The following is a 14,374-nucleotide window of genomic DNA, read 5'->3' on the forward strand; positions in this document are numbered from 1 at the left end:
GCGCGTTCAGCCCGGACGCTTCATCTGGCAGCTGGCCTGCGGCGGGGTGGCGGCCTGTTCGGCCGACAGGCGCAATGCCGGCGTAAAACCCATATCGGTCCCATCCACCTTCAGCGTCGCCGCGCGCGAGACGACCGAGACCACCATGGGCATCTGCGCTTGGTGATCCTGGGCACGCATGCTCATCTCACCCATGGGGGTCTGTATGCGGGCCGACTCCAGCGCCTTGGCGAAGGCGTTGACATTCAGTTTGCCATCCTGCGCCGGCGTGCGCTTGAGCGCATCGGCCGCCATCAGCATGCCGAACACCGTCTGCGGCTCGATAAACACCGGCGCCGCGCCGGTCTTGGCCCGGTAGTCGTCAACGAACTGGCGCGCATCGGCTTCGCCGGCCTCGGCATTGAAGGTATGGACCACGAAATTGCCTTCGGCCAGCTCGCCGGCGTTGGCGAGATTGCCCGGCTGGTCCAGGTAGACCGTGCCGTAGCGCACTTTCAGGCCCGCCGCCTTGGAGGCCTTCATCAGCAGCAGCAGATCGTTGGACCAATTCCCGGTGATGACCGTATCGGCGCCCGAGGCGGCTATCCGGGCGACATAGGGAGCGAAGTCCTGGATGCGGTTGACGTCATGCAGGGTCTTGGCCACCACGGTATAGCCGCCCGCTTTCTGGTTGTCGACCGTGGCCTGCTCCATGTCCTGGCCCCAGGAATAGTTCTGGTTGATCGCATAGACCTTGGTGCCCAGCGCATTGGCCTTTTTCATGCCTTCCACCAGCGCCTTGGTGCGGACCTGGGCATTGCTCGCGAAACGGAAGTGATAGAAGCTGCACTTGTCGCCGGTCAGCTCCAGCGCCTCGGCGCCCATATTGAGATAGACCATCTCCTTGCCCGGATTGCGCAGATTGTGCTTGCGCACATCCTCGGTGATCTGGCCGCCGATGGCCGAGGACGCCCCCTGCACGATGAGATGCACACCGTCGGCCGCGGCCGCCTTGAGCTTGTCCGCCGCGCCGGCCGGCCCCCCCTGGTTGTCATACTCCAGCAACTGCACCGGCTCGCCATTCCAGCCGCCGGCCTGGTTGATCTTGTCCACCGCGTAGCGCACCGCCGCGCGATAGGCCTGCCCCGACGAAGCCTGCGGCCCCGACAGCGTCTCCACCAGACCGATCTTGACGGGAGCCGCCCCCGCGGGAAACGCGCAGGCCGCGGTCAGCGCGCAGGCGCCGGCGAGATGGGATAGATCCAGCTTGCTCATGGTTTGTCTCCTTTGTTGTAGTGAAAATGCCAGGGGCGAGCCCGGCCGTACCCTAGAGGTATTCCACGTTGCCGTCCACGCTGATCGCCTGGCCCGTGATATTGCGCGCCGCCGGCGAGCACAGAAACAGCGCCGTGGCCGCGACGTCCTCGGCCGTGACCATGCGGCGCAGCGAGATCTTGCGCAGATACTCCTCGCGCATGGTCTGCGCGGGCACGCCCGCCGCGGCCGCGCGCGCGCCAATCACGCCGTTCATGCGCTCACCCTCCACCGTGCCGGGCAGGATGGCGTTGACCCGCACGCCATGCGGGCCCAGCTCGATGGCGAGCGACTTCATGAAGCCGACCAGCGCCCATTTCGTCGAGGCATAAGGCGTGCGCAAGGCATAGCCCAGGCGGCCCGCGACCGAACTCATGGCGATCAGGCAGGGGTTGTTGGCCGACGCCTTCAGCAGCGGCACGGCCCGGCCGGCGAAATAGAAGTGGCTGTTCAGATTGACATCGATGGTGCGCTCCCAATCGCCGCGGCCCAGGGCTTCCACCGGGCCCGTCGGGCCGGCGATGCCGACGTTGTTGACCAGCACGTCCAGGCCGCCCAAGGCATTCTTGACGTCGTCGAAGACCGCGTCCACATCGCGCGGCACCGAGGCATCGGCGACGCTTGCGGTAATGCCGGGCGCCTCGGCCGCCAGGCGTTCCAGCGCCGAGCGGTCAATGTCGCAGACATGCACCCGCGCGCCCATCTCGCGAAAAGCCCCGGCCACGGCGGCGCCTATGCCCGAGGCCCCCGCAGACACCAGCACGCGCAGGCCGGGCGGCGGCCGCAGCGCATCCATGAAACTGATTTGCACGAAGAGCTCCTCCTCTCTGATGGGGGCAGTGTCCGATAGATTTGAGCGAGGATCTATGTGCATACTGAACATAAATAACCGGTAACTCATATACACTTAGAACATATTCCTCCGGTTTACGCCCATGCCATCGTCCGAGCCGCCTGCGAGCCGCCCCTCCCCCAGCCAGCCCGAGGCCATCGCGGCCGACCTGGTCGGCCTGCTGCACGAAAACGCGCCGGCCGACGCCTTCGCGGCGCGCCTGGCCAGCATCGAAGCCCTGCCCGATGGCCTGCGCAACAAACACGGCCTGATCGAACTCGCGCGCATGGCCATGTCCCTGCGCCATCGTCTCGAACAACACGAGGAGCGCGAACGCGGCATGCTCGCCGTCATCGAGTCGGCGCAGGACCTGGCCGGCCGCCTGGACCTGCCCGAACTGCTCAGGGCCATCGTCGTGCGCGCGCGCCGGCTGTTGCGCGCCCATGTCTGCTGGCTGACCATCTACGATGAGCAGGCAGACGAATTCAAGGTCGTCGTGGCCGACGGCGCGATTTCCGAACCCATCGGCCGCATGACCGCGCAGCGCAACCGGGGCGTGGCCGGCGTGGTCATGACCACGCGCATGCCCTTCTCGACCCCGCACTACCTGCAAGACGCGCGCTTCGAGCACGACCCGGTCCTCGACGACATCTTTCGCGCCGAAGGCGTCTCGGCCATGGTGGGCGCGCCCCTGATACGCGACGACCAGGTGATCGGCCTGTTGTTCGTGGCCGACCGCTACCATCGCACCCATACCGCGCTCAACATCTCCATCCTGTCGACCCTGGCCACCCATGCGGCCGTGGCGATCACCAATGCCAAGGCCTTCGCCGATACCCAGTCCGCGCTCGATACCGCCAACCAGGCCCGCGCCGAGCTGGAACGCCATGCTCACGATGTGCAAGGCGCCATCGAGGCCCATGAACGCCTCACCTCCTTGCTGGCCCGGGGAGCGACGCTGAGCGAACTCTGCCAGTCCATCGCCGGATTGCTGCAAGGCAGCGTTCTGGTGCTCGACGAAACCCACCACGTCACCGCGCGCGCCGACCCCGACGGACACCGCAGCCCGGCGGCCGACGCCTACGCGCCGCACGGCCCGCACAATGCGGCCTTCACACAGGCCCTGCGGGAGAGCCGGCGCGCCGGCCGCTCGACGATCGCCTATGAAAGTCACGGCGAACAATGCCGGGTCATCGCGGTGATAGGCGGCGGCGGGGTGCTGGGCTCGGTCCTGCTTTTCCGCCAGAAAGCCCTGAGCGACACCTCCATCCGCACCTTCGAGCGCAGCAGCAGCGTCATCGGCATCGTGCTGCTCTCTCAAGAACGCATGGAAGAAAGCCGCCATCGCGACGTCTCGGCGCTGCTGCAAACCCTGATATCACCGCGCCAGGGCGAACCGGCGCTGGCGCGGCATCGCGCCGAACGTCATGGCCTGGACATCTCGCAGCCCATGGTGCTCATCCTGCTTGACCCCGGCCAGCCGGAAGCCGGTTTCCTGGCGCGGCGCGCGCGCGCCGCCCTGGCCATGCCCGGCGTGGTGCTGGATGAAGTCGACGGGATGCTGGCCGCGGCCTGCGGCGCGGCGCGGGCGCCAGCCCTGCGGGACGCCCTGGGCGAGTTCGCGCGCCGCGAACTGGGCGGCGGGCACTTCGGCGTCCTGTCCCGCGCGGTATACAGCGCCGCGGAGATGCCCCTGATCTACGCCTCCCTGAGGCGGGCGCTGCCGGTCGCCGCGCGCCTGGGCATGCGCGGCCGCATCGTCGAACAAAACGAAATGGCGCTGTATTCGGTCCTGTTCGAGACACAGGACCGCAGCGGCCTGGACCGCTTCATGGCGTCGACCATCGGCCCGCTCGCCGCGCAGGACGCGCGGCGAGGCTCGGAACTGACGGCAACGCTGCTGGCCTATCTCGACAACAAGCAGAACGCCACGCTGACCGCGGCCGCCATCGGCATACACGTCAATACCGTCAGGCAGCGGCTGGCCAGCATCGAGGGGCTGATAGGCAAGTGGCAGGATCCGGCGCGCGCCCTGGAGATCCACATGGCCCTGAGGCTATGGCGGATCGACGCCTAGCGCCCGCCCAAAGCGGCGGGTCCCGCCTCCCGGCGCCGCTCAGGGGATGCCGCGCCTAGTCCGCCAGCACGTAAGCCTGATCATGCGGCCAGCTCATTGCCAGGCGCGCCCCCGTGTGCACAAGGCCAGGGTCCAGATTGACCGCCATGGCCTTGACGTCCTGCCTGCCGACTTTACCGTGCACCAGGGCCCTGTCGCCGTAGTTGAGCACGCTCTCCACCGTGAACACCCCTCTTTCCTGGCCGGGCTCCCTCAAGGGCGCGAATGTCATCGCCTCCGGCCGGACCATGAGCTGGGCCCGCGCGCCTGCCGGCAGCGTGCTCGGCAGGGCCCGCACGGCCCCCAAGAGTTCGCTGTGCACGCGGCCTTCGGCCGGATCGTCGATCACGATGTCGAAGAGATTGCTGTCGCCGATGAAGGTCGCGACAAAGCGCGTGGCCGGCCGCTCATAAACCGTCAGCGGGGCATCGAACTGCTCGATCTTGCCGCTGTTGAACACGGCGATGCGATCCGACATGGCCATCGCCTCGCTCTGGTCGTGCGTGACGAACAGGGTGGTCATGCGCAACTCGGTATGCAGACGCTTGATTTCCAGCTGCATCTGCTCGCGCAGGTTTTTATCGAGCGCGCTGAGCGGTTCATCCAGCAGCAGGACGTCGGGCTCGAAGACCAGCGCGCGCGCCAGGGCGACCCGCTGCTGCTGCCCGCCCGACATCTGGGTGGGCAATTTCTCCAGATGCCCGGACAAGCCGACGCTGGCCAGCGCCCGCTTGGCGCGGCCCATCGCATCCTGGGTATTGACCTTGCGCATCCGCAGCGGAAACGCGACATTCTCCTGCGCCGTCATATGCGGGAACAGGGCATAGTTCTGGAACACCACGCCGATATTGCGCTGATGCACGGGCACGCTGACCAGCGAACGGCCATTGATGCTGATATCGCCGTCGCTGGGCTGTTCGAATCCCGCGATCATCGACAGCGTTGTCGTCTTGCCCGATCCGCTGGGCCCCAGCAGGGTGACAAACTCGCCCTTGCGTATCTGCAAGTCCACGCCGTCCACCGCGCGGCCCAGACCATCGTAGCTTTTGCACAGGCGGGACACAGAAAGATAGCTGGCCTGCGTTGACATGCATGAGGCCTGCGCTCCCTGTACGTTCCGCGCCGCCATGGTAATTGCGGACATGATTCCCCCTTGTATTAGCGATATGAATGCGAAACGCGCGCGGCCCGCCGCGCTGGGCGCTGGCGTTGCCGGACGGAACGGTAGTGCCTGGATGCCACATGAAGCAGGGTCAACAAGAGCACCGCCGCCAGCAGCAGCGTCGAGACGACCGACATCACCGGATCCGACTCCATGCGCAGGCTTTCGAACATCTTTCTGGGCAGCGTGGGAACGTCCCGCCCGGAGATGAAAAGCGCCACCACCGCCTCGTCGAAAGAATGCGCGAAGGCAAACAGGCCGGCCGCCAGGAAGCCCGGGCGCAGGACGGGAAATGTCACCAGCCAGAACGTCTTCATGGGCGAGGCGCCCAGGCTGCGCGCCGCGCGCTCGAGATTGACGTCGAAGTTCTTGACGTTGGCCTCCAGGATGAGATAGGCGATCGGCACGCTCAAACAGGCATGGGCCAGGATCACTCCCAGATAGGTCTGGGTCAGTTTCAAATTGCCCAGGTAAAGGTAGTAGCCCAAGGCCATGACGATATTCGGCACGATGAGGGGCAGAATCACCAGGGCGCGTCCCAGGGCGCGTCCCTTGAAGGGGTGGCGCACCAGCGCGAAGGTGGCCGGCACGACCAATAACAGGGTCAGCAGCGCCGTCGCCAGGCCGATCAAGAGGCTGTTGGCGGTGGGCAACAGCCATGCATAGTCTGAAAAATAGGCCGCGTAGTGCTGCCAGCCGTAGCCCGGCGGCGGGAAAACCAGCGAGGCCGAGGTGCTGAAAGACATCGGCACCACGATCAGCAAGGGCGCCCCCACAAGCACGACCAGGGGGATGGCCAGCCAGTACATCCATCTCATTGCTTTGCTCCCCGGCTCTCGCGAGCGTCGAACCACCAGCTGTAAACGCCATAGAGCAGCAGCGTGACCAGCGTCAACACGACCGCCATTGTCGAGGCCTCGCCGAAATTCCCCATCTCGTCCATCTGCTGTCCGATCACGCCGGCGATCATCTGTTCGCGCGGCGACCCCAGCAAGACGGGAATGACGTAAAACCCCAGGCAGATGATGAAGATCATGGTGCAGCCGTTGATCACGCCAGGCAGCGTCTGCGGGAAAAACACCCTGCAGAATGCCGTCCAGGGGCGGGCTCCCAGGCTGCGGGCGGCGCGGACATAGACCGGGTCGATCTTCTTCATCACCGAGTACAGCGTGATGGCCATGAGCGGAACCAGCACATGCACCATCGCAAGCGTGGAGCTCAAGCGCGTAAACAGCAGCTCCGGCGGCGAAGACCAGCCCAGCGCCCGAAGCGCGTCCAGCACGGGCCCGTTATTGCCCAGCAGGATCATCCATGCGTAGGTGCGCACCAGAAAGCTGGTCCAATAGCTCAGCGCGACCACCAGGAGCGCGATGCCGCCGGCGCGGCGCCCGGCGTTGGCCATGAAATAGGCCAGCGGATAGCCCGCCAGCAGACAGAAAAGCGTCACGATGCCGGCCGTCGAGAACGTGGTCCCCAACACTCGCCAATAGAAGGGGTCGGAGAAGAAATTGCGGTAGTTGTCCAGGCCGGTCTCGGGATCCGTGAAACTGAGCGCAAAAACCTCCAACAGCGGAAACAGAAAGAAAGCCATCAGAAAAACCAGCAGCGGCGCCAGGAGCAGATAGGGCAGCGGCCGGTTGGCGGAGTGAGGATTCATGCTCCATGGCCTCCTTCAGCGCATGACCCAGCGGTCAAAACGTTGATTCAATTCCTGCAACTGCGGTGTGAGCTTGGCGAAATCCTGCTGCACTGTCTTGGCGTAGTTGTCGGGATAGGTCGGCATATAGCGCGCGGCGTCTTCCGGAATGTGGGCGAACACCCGCTGGTCGATCGGGCTGTAGTCCGCGTCCATGCAGAACCCGGCCAGCCGCTCGGGGCGCAAGGCCGAGGCGATGAAGCGCCAACCGGCCTTGGCGCGGGGCGAACCCTTGGAGACGACCCAATAGGCCTGGTCGATCTGCGCCTGGTTCCACACGATCTCGATGGGCACGCCCTCCTTGGCCATATGCACGGCCCGTCCATGCCAAATGCCCATGGCGGTCACCTCGCCGTCGCGCAGCAATTGATAGGACTGCTGCCCTTGGGTCCACCAGACCCGGATCTCGGGCTTGATGCGGTCCATGGCGGCAAAAGCGCGGTCCAGGTCCAGGGGATACAGCCCGGCGGGCGCGACGCCATCGGCCATGAGGCCCAGGGGCAGCACCCTGGCGGCGTAACGCTGCAGGCTGCGCGAACCGGGATAGGTCTTGACATCCCAGAACTGCGCCCAGTTCTGCGGCCCCTCTTTCAGTTTGTCTTTCCGATAGGCGATCAAGGTGGCAAAGACATGCGAACCGATGCCGCTGCCCAGACGCTGGCCCGGCGCCAGCGACGCCACATCCACGATGCTCTCGTCTATGGGCTCGATCAGGCCGGCGCGCTCGGCGCGAATAAGCTCCGAGCCGCTGATGGCTGTCACATCGAAGTCGTAGACGCCCGTCTTCGCCTGGGCGGCCAGCCGCGAATAGGAAACGGGCGAGACGGTGCGTATCGGGATACCCGTTTCCTTGGTGAAGGGATCGAACAAGTGGGCCTGCGCGGCCCGGTCCCAGATCCCCCCCCAGGTATTGACGAACAAGGGCTCCTGCGCGCGCGCCGTGGATACATAAGGCGACAAGGCCATGCCCAGCGCCGCGGCCCCCAGACGCTTGACCGCGGAGCGGCGCGCCGGATCGGCCAATGTGCTTTGTGTCATGATGGAACCCCCTCGAATTGGCTTGTGTTTTCTTTGTGGTCTAGCGCATGACCCAGCGGTCGAACCGGCTTGTCAGCGCGTTGAGCTGCGGCGCCAGCGCGGCGAAGTCCTGCTCGATGGCCTGGCGATAGTTGGCCGGATAGGTCGGCATGGCGACCGCGCGCGCCTCCGGGATGTGCTCGAACACCCTTGGGTCCACCGGGCTGTAGCCGCCCAGCATGCAGAACTTCGCGGCCCGTTCGGCGCGCAGGATGGACGCGATGAACTGCCAGCCCGCCCGGGCCCGGGGCGACCCCTTGGACACCACCCAGAATCCACGGTCTATCTGCTGCTGGTTCCAGGTGAAGTCCACCGGGGCGCCATCGGCCATGAGCTGTTGCACCCGGCTGTGCCACATCCCGATGGCGCTCACCTCGCCACCGCCGAGCAATTGATATGACTGCTGCCCTTGCGACCACCATGTCCGTATGCTGTTCTTGATGCGGTCCAGCGCAGCGAAACCCCGGTCCAAATCCAGGGGATAGAGATGCCGGGTGTCCGCCCCGTCGGCGACCAGCGCCAGGGGCAGGACCCGGGCGGCGTAGCGCTGCAGACTACGGGCGCCGGGAAACCGTTGCGTGTCCCAGAACTCCGGCCAGGACCCGGGCGGCTGCGAGAACTTGTCCTTGCGCCAGGCGATGACGGTCGAAAAAGCCATGACCGCGATGCCATTGCCGATGAGCTGCCCCGGCGCCAGCGACTTCACATCGATGATGCTGGTGTCTATCGGCTCCAGCAGATCGGCATCCATCGCCCGCATCAGCTCGCTGCCGCCGATCTCGGTCACATCGAACTCGTACACGCCGGTGCGCACCTGAGACGCCAGGCGGGAAAAAGACACCGGGGAAACCGTGCGGATGGGAATGCCGGTATCGCGGGAAAACGGCTCGAACAGGCTTTGCTGCGCGGCCTTGTCCCATGGACCGCCCCAGGTGTTGATGTACAGCGGATCGGCGGCCCGCGCGGGCCCGACCCAGGGCGCCGCCAGCGCGGCCGCCGTGCCCTTCAAGAGGCCGCGCCGGATCTGGAAACGGGACTGCGGGGTCTTGCTCATGCCGGTACTCCATTCTGAAGCGCCTGCCCGGCTCGGGCGGACAAGCGCGGAAACAGGGATTGCGCGTTGCCATGCGATATCGCCTCGCGCTGGGCCGCATCCAGCGGGCAAGCGTCCAGCAGCCGAGTGAAGTGATCCACCCGGCTCGCCGAGGCATGTGGAAAATCGCTGCCGAAAGTGATCTTGTCCGGATCCGCGAAGGCCAGGAGACAGGCAAGCGCATAGGGACTGGAAGACAAAGCCGTGTCGAAATAAAAGCGGCGCAGATTCGCCAGGCCGGCCTCGTGGTCCCCATCGGCGGAACACTGGCGCGCCACCCGTTCGGCGGCATAGGGAAGAAATCCGCCCGCGTGCGACAGGATGATCTTGAGATCCGGGAAACGCTGCATATACCCGGCTCTCGCCATATTCATCGCCGCGCGCGTGGTATTGAGCAGGAAGTCCGCCGCGTGGCCCGGTATGCCGGGCAGTTCCGGCGCCGCGAGTTCGTTAGGGTGCACCAGCACCACCGCCTTGCGGCGGTTCAGCTCCGCCATCAAGGGATCCCATGCCGCCTGGCCCAGATAGGCGTCGCCGACATTGCTCATCAGCACCACGCCATCCGCCCCCAGCACATCCAACGCATAGACCGCCTCTGCGATGGCGCCGTCCACGTCCGGCAGGGTCAAGGTGGCGAAAAAACCGAAACGGTCCGGCCGCGCGGCGACGACTTCGGCCGTGTAGTCGTTGACCTCCCGCGCCTTGATCCGGGCCTGGCGGCCGTCGCCCAGATGCACCCCGGGCGTGGATACGGAGAGCACGGCCGAGGCGATTGCCTGGCGATCCATCATCTCCAGCGCGATGGCGGGCGACCAGCGCGGATGCGGCATGCCGGGTATGCCGTTATCGGTCAGCCAGGCCGCGTAGGCGGCCGGCACAATATGCTGATGCGTATCGATACGGGCAAGCGTCACGATGGGTTTCCTTCAGTTTGCTGCGGCCAGGCCCGGCCTTCAGAGCACGGCCTCGATGGTCTGCAGCGCATCCCGCGTCGCGTCGGCCACACGGTTACGGGTGCGCCAAAGCTCGGTTTCCTGGCGCCAGCGCGAGGGCCCCGGCGCCAATGCCTGCCACGCCGGCAGGTCATACAGGCCGGGCAGCAGCGTGCTCTGGGCGGTCAGCCCATAGGGGTCATGGCCATAGCGGCCGCAGGCACTGGACTCCAGGTGGATCAGCTGGCGGCTAAGCCGCTTTTGCGCCTCGTCCAGCCGCTCGATGCGGCCGTCCCTGGGATTGCGATTGCAGGCCTGGACCGCCCGCGCCAAACCGCCGGCCTTGTCGGCCAGGCGGTCCAGCCTGGCGGCCAGCGGCGACAGCGCCAGGGGGTCGCCCTCGCCCGCCAGCATCCGCAGCCGTTCGGCCAGGCCGGCGGCCACCTCCGAAAAATCGAAGGGCATCAGCGGCAGCGTGCACAAATCCCAGAGATAGGATGCATAGGCATGCATATGCCGCTCCAAACTGGCGAAATCGACCTTGTCCAGCGTGTTGCGGGCCGTGTGGTGCCACCAGCCGAAAGGCGCATTGGCATTGGCGCTCAAGACCTGCGGCGAATACGAGGCCAGCCCGGCCAGCATGGGGATGCCCAGCCCGAAGAAAGAGGCATCGCCGATCTTGGTTGAGCGGCGCCAGCTGCGCTCGGTATCCGGGAACAGCCGGGCATCGCAATCCTGGACATAACGGCGCAGCTGCGTATTCGAGTGGCTGCTCCAGCGTGTCGCCCCGCGGCAGCCCGGCTGGTCTATCTGAAGATAGGCCACGGCGTGATCGCCCAAGCGTTCCCAATTGCGATCCGCATAGTGCGCCGAACTCAGCATCCCGCCCGTCTCATGCCCTTCCCAGAAGGCGAAGACCAGTCCACGGCGCAACTCGGCGCGCCGCGGGCCGAACAAGCGCGCCAAGGCCAGCAGACAGGCGCTGCCCGTGGCATTGTCCGTCGCCGACGGCCCCTGCCAGGAATCCTGGTGGCCGCCCGCGATGACGAAATCCTGGCCCTGCCCGGCAAGTTCGCCCACCGTGTAATGCACGGTGCGCCAGCCATTCTCGGGCTGCACATGCAAGCGCAGCGCCAGCGGCCTGCCCTTGAGCCTGGCCCGCAGGTCCAGGCCATCGCGGCGCGAGATCCCCGCCGCGGGCAGGGCGGCCTCCAGGTCCTGCAGCTCATGCTGGCTGGCGGGGTTACCCCAGACGCTCTTGACGGACCCATAAGGCAGGGCATCGCCAGCGTCGCTGCCCCAGTTGATGGTAATGAGGCCGACGGCGCCGGCCGCCCGGGCCAGCCGGTGCTTCTCGGGACGCGAGGGCGGCAGACCCAGATCGACCAGGACGATCTTGCCGGCCGCGGACGCCTTTTCCAGCTCGCCGGCCGTGCCGCCGCCGGCATAGACGACCTCCGCCAGCAGGCCGCTCAGAGGAGTCGGGCCGCAATGCGCGCAGGTCTGCAATGCATAGCCCAGGCCCTCTCCCTCCAGGCGGGCCGGCCCCGGCACGCTGACCAGGCCCGGCGTGGCCACCACGCGCGCATCGACGCCCGCCTGCACCAGGCGGCCGGCGCTATAGCGGGCCATCTCGTCGCCCGCGGGCGTGCCGGCCAGGCGGGTCGGGATATGCTGGCTGATGTGCTCGACATCGCGGCGCAATGCCGTCATGTCGATCTGCTGAAGCAGGCGATCCATGGCTCAGAACGCGAGCAGGCGCTTGGGATTGTCCACCAGCATGGTGTCGAGGTCCGCGCTGCGGAAGCCCTTCTTCTCCAGGCGCGGCAGGAAATCGGTGTAGAGGTAGCCCATCTCCACCTTTTCATTCAGCAGCTGCGGATTGAGCTCCGTGGCGCCGCCGCGCGGATTGAAGAACCAGCGGTCATAGGTGATGACCATCCGGTCCAGATAGCCGCCGCTGGCCAGTTCGCACATCAAGTTCGCCAACTTCTCGTCCAGCTCGTCCGTATTGCCGTGACGCCAGGGGATGCCCATGTGGTCGATCTGCACCGTCGCGCCCCGGTCGCAGATATCCTTGATCTGTTGCAGCGAGCCATTGACGAAGGCGTGGCCGATGATGATTTTTCCGGGATCCGCGCCCTCCTCCGCCATCAGTTCGATCTGGTCGATGCCGGGGTTGCCCACCGTGTAATCGGTGGGGTCGGTATGCGTGTTCACACAGCAGCCCAATGCCTTCTGCGCGCGCCCCGCGCCGCGGATGGCGCGCTCCTCGAACTTGCCCACGCGGCGGCCGCTGGGGCCGACAGGGCTGGGCCGGGGATTGACGCTGTCCATGCCGGTGGCCACTTTGATGATGCCGGCCTTGATGCCGGTCTTGGTGCCGGCGAACACCATGCCCTCGGTGATGTCGCGGATGAAGAATTCGGCGAACTCCTCGATGGATTGGGTGCGCCACCAGTAGGGCAGGCCCAGGTGTTCCGGGAAGAAGCCGGTGGTGCCGATGATGTTGCAGCCTGACTTGACCGCGACGTCGTGCATCAGCTGCGGATGGCGGCCCACCTCGCAGGGCGTCAGATCGACCATGGACGTGAAACCGTAATCGCGCACCGCCGCGCCCAGCTCGGCCGCGATGCGCTCGGTGGTCTCGGCCAGATCGAAGGCGCAGCGATGGTCGACCTCGGAACCCGGCGTGCTGTAGAGCAGGTGTTCGTGAGTCAGCGTTCTGCCGAGGGAGGACGGGTCGATGTCACCCGTGACGGTACGGACAATGGCCATGCTATCTCCTGCGAGTTTTATCGGAAGACGAAACCGGTAGTCGCCCTGGCGCCACCGGAAAGGGAAGATGCCGGGCTTGCTCCTAGCGTGGCGCGGAGCCGCCGGGCGGCAACAAGGAAAATGAGTTATCCGCCGCATTGACGTGCGCGGCCATGGCGCGGGCGGCCGCCTCGCCGTCGCGCTGCAGAATCGCCTCATAGACGGCGCGGTGCTCCTGCACCGCGGCCGAGCGCCGGCCGGGCACGGTGGCCGCGGCGCGCGAATGCTCTTCGAGCACCGTGCGCAATTCTTCGATGAGCTTGACGTACAGCGGATTGCCGGTGGCATGGGCGATGGCCACATGGAACGCCACATCCAGCTGATTGCGCTTGTAGGCGTCCTCTTCGGTTTCCATCGCGTTGATGATCTCGGCCAGGGTGCCCAGGTCGGCCTGCGACCGGCGTTCCGCCGCGGCGCGGGCCGAGGGCACCTCCAGGCAGCGGCGCACCTCGTTGAGCTGCTCCGGCGTGTACTGCCCCATGAGCATGGGCGTGGCGACCGTGCGCGAAGCGACGTAGCAACCGCGGCCGTTGATAGTCTTGGTCAGCCCCAGGGCCTGCAAACCCACCAGGGCCTCGCGAATGACGGGCCGGCTCACGCCAAAGCTGCGCGCCAGGTCGTTCTCGGAAGGCCGCTTGGAATCTACCGCCAGCTTGCCCGTTTCGATCAGCGTGATCAGCCGGGCGCGGACATCCTGGGCGGCGCTGCGCTTGAGGACGGGGGCAAGTTCCAGATTATCGGTCAGGTGCATGTCTGTATAGCTGTATGACAGTTGATGAGGGGATTCTAAATATCGAATTCAATAAAAACAATAGAACCTAGTGTTTTCACTAGGTTATGCCAAAAAAGCGCATTCAAAGATTGCCAATCTTTCGGACGATCCCTACCATGCTGTATTACAGCCTTACACTCAATAAAGAGGAAACCATGCATCAATCCAGCAAAAAGGTAGAGGTGTTGCTGCTTCCCGGCTTCCAGGAACTGGAATTCTGGTATCCGGTGCTGCGCCTGCGCGAGGCCGGAGTGGCCGTGACCGTCATCGGCCGCGATGACACGCAGACCGTGTTCAGCCGCCTAGGGTATCCGGTCGTCGCCGAGCAGGCCGAGGGCGGAGCCGGCGACCTGCTGATCGTGCCGGGCGTCGTCGGGCAAGCCGACGCGGCCACGCGCGAGCAGGCCCTGGCATCGATGCGCGCGGCCCATGCCCGCGGCGCGCTCATCGCGGCCAGCGGCAGTTCGGCGGCGCTGCTGCAGGAAGCCGGCGTGGATCCCGCCAAAGCCATCACGGCCGCCAGCGTGGACGATATGCCCGCGTTCATGCAAACCGTGCTGTCCCGGATCCGCTGACCCCTGACC

General features: G+C 65.9%; 13 protein-coding genes. 2 read left to right on the plus strand and 11 right to left on the minus strand.

Going from position 1 to position 14,374, the window contains the following annotated elements; translation table 11 throughout:
• Window positions 1-6 precede the first annotated feature (6 nt).
• Both L540_RS11450 and L540_RS11455 read right to left on the minus strand, forming a co-directional pair.
• A complete protein-coding gene (locus L540_RS11450) occupies window positions 7-1,254 on the minus strand; it encodes a branched-chain amino acid ABC transporter substrate-binding protein (protein WP_043213165.1) in 1,248 nt (415 codons plus the stop codon).
• Between the two features lie 52 nt (window positions 1,255-1,306).
• On the minus strand, window positions 1,307-2,098 hold the full coding sequence (locus L540_RS11455) for an SDR family oxidoreductase (RefSeq protein WP_043213710.1): 792 nt from the start codon (window positions 2,096-2,098) through the stop codon (window positions 1,307-1,309).
• Between the two features lie 130 nt (window positions 2,099-2,228).
• Here L540_RS11455 and L540_RS11460 point away from each other — a divergent pair, with 130 nt between their 5' ends.
• A complete protein-coding gene (locus L540_RS11460) occupies window positions 2,229-4,202 on the plus strand; it encodes a helix-turn-helix domain-containing protein (protein WP_043213163.1) in 1,974 nt (657 codons plus the stop codon).
• Window positions 4,203-4,257: 55 nt separating this feature from the next.
• Here L540_RS11460 and L540_RS11465 read toward each other — a convergent pair whose 3' ends face one another.
• The 9 genes from L540_RS11465 to L540_RS11505 form a co-directional block, all read right to left on the minus strand.
• Window positions 4,258-5,331 (minus strand): ABC transporter ATP-binding protein, encoded by a 1,074-nt coding sequence (locus tag L540_RS11465; RefSeq protein WP_043213161.1) that lies wholly within the window; start codon window positions 5,329-5,331, stop codon window positions 4,258-4,260.
• A 68-nt stretch (window positions 5,332-5,399) separates the two neighbouring features.
• Entirely contained in the window at window positions 5,400-6,221 is an 822-nt protein-coding gene (locus tag L540_RS11470; protein ID WP_043213159.1) for an ABC transporter permease, read from the minus strand.
• Window positions 6,218-7,060, minus strand: coding sequence for an ABC transporter permease (locus L540_RS11475; protein WP_043213158.1), 843 nt, complete (start codon window positions 7,058-7,060; stop codon window positions 6,218-6,220). Before L540_RS11475 ends, L540_RS11470 begins: the two co-directional genes overlap by 4 nt.
• A gap of 15 nt (window positions 7,061-7,075) precedes the next feature.
• Window positions 7,076-8,137 carry an ABC transporter substrate-binding protein gene (locus L540_RS11480; protein WP_043213156.1) on the minus strand — a complete coding sequence of 354 codons (1,062 nt, stop codon included), beginning with the start codon at window positions 8,135-8,137 and terminating at the stop codon, window positions 7,076-7,078.
• A 40-nt stretch (window positions 8,138-8,177) separates the two neighbouring features.
• Entirely contained in the window at window positions 8,178-9,230 is a 1,053-nt protein-coding gene (locus tag L540_RS11485; protein ID WP_043213154.1) for an ABC transporter substrate-binding protein, read from the minus strand.
• Complete coding sequence (locus tag L540_RS11490; protein ID WP_231584776.1) at window positions 9,227-10,183, minus strand: amidohydrolase family protein; 957 nt, start codon at window positions 10,181-10,183, stop codon at window positions 9,227-9,229. Before L540_RS11490 ends, L540_RS11485 begins: the two co-directional genes overlap by 4 nt.
• A gap of 39 nt (window positions 10,184-10,222) precedes the next feature.
• Window positions 10,223-11,941, minus strand: coding sequence for a M28 family metallopeptidase (locus L540_RS11495; protein WP_043213152.1), 1,719 nt, complete (start codon window positions 11,939-11,941; stop codon window positions 10,223-10,225).
• A 3-nt stretch (window positions 11,942-11,944) separates the two neighbouring features.
• Window positions 11,945-12,979 (minus strand): phosphotriesterase family protein, encoded by a 1,035-nt coding sequence (locus L540_RS11500; protein ID WP_043213151.1) that lies wholly within the window; start codon window positions 12,977-12,979, stop codon window positions 11,945-11,947.
• A gap of 82 nt (window positions 12,980-13,061) precedes the next feature.
• Entirely contained in the window at window positions 13,062-13,769 is a 708-nt protein-coding gene (locus tag L540_RS11505; RefSeq protein ID WP_043213149.1) for a FadR/GntR family transcriptional regulator, read from the minus strand.
• Between the two features lie 176 nt (window positions 13,770-13,945).
• On the opposite strand from L540_RS11505, the gene L540_RS11510 reads away from it, so the two are divergent.
• Window positions 13,946-14,365 (plus strand): DJ-1/PfpI family protein, encoded by a 420-nt coding sequence (locus L540_RS11510; protein ID WP_043213145.1) that lies wholly within the window; start codon window positions 13,946-13,948, stop codon window positions 14,363-14,365.
• The last annotated feature ends 9 nt before the right edge of the window (window positions 14,366-14,374 follow it).

It is taken from the genome of Bordetella pseudohinzii (assembly GCF_000657795.2).
Lineage (GTDB): Bacteria > Pseudomonadota > Gammaproteobacteria > Burkholderiales > Burkholderiaceae_B > Bordetella > Bordetella pseudohinzii.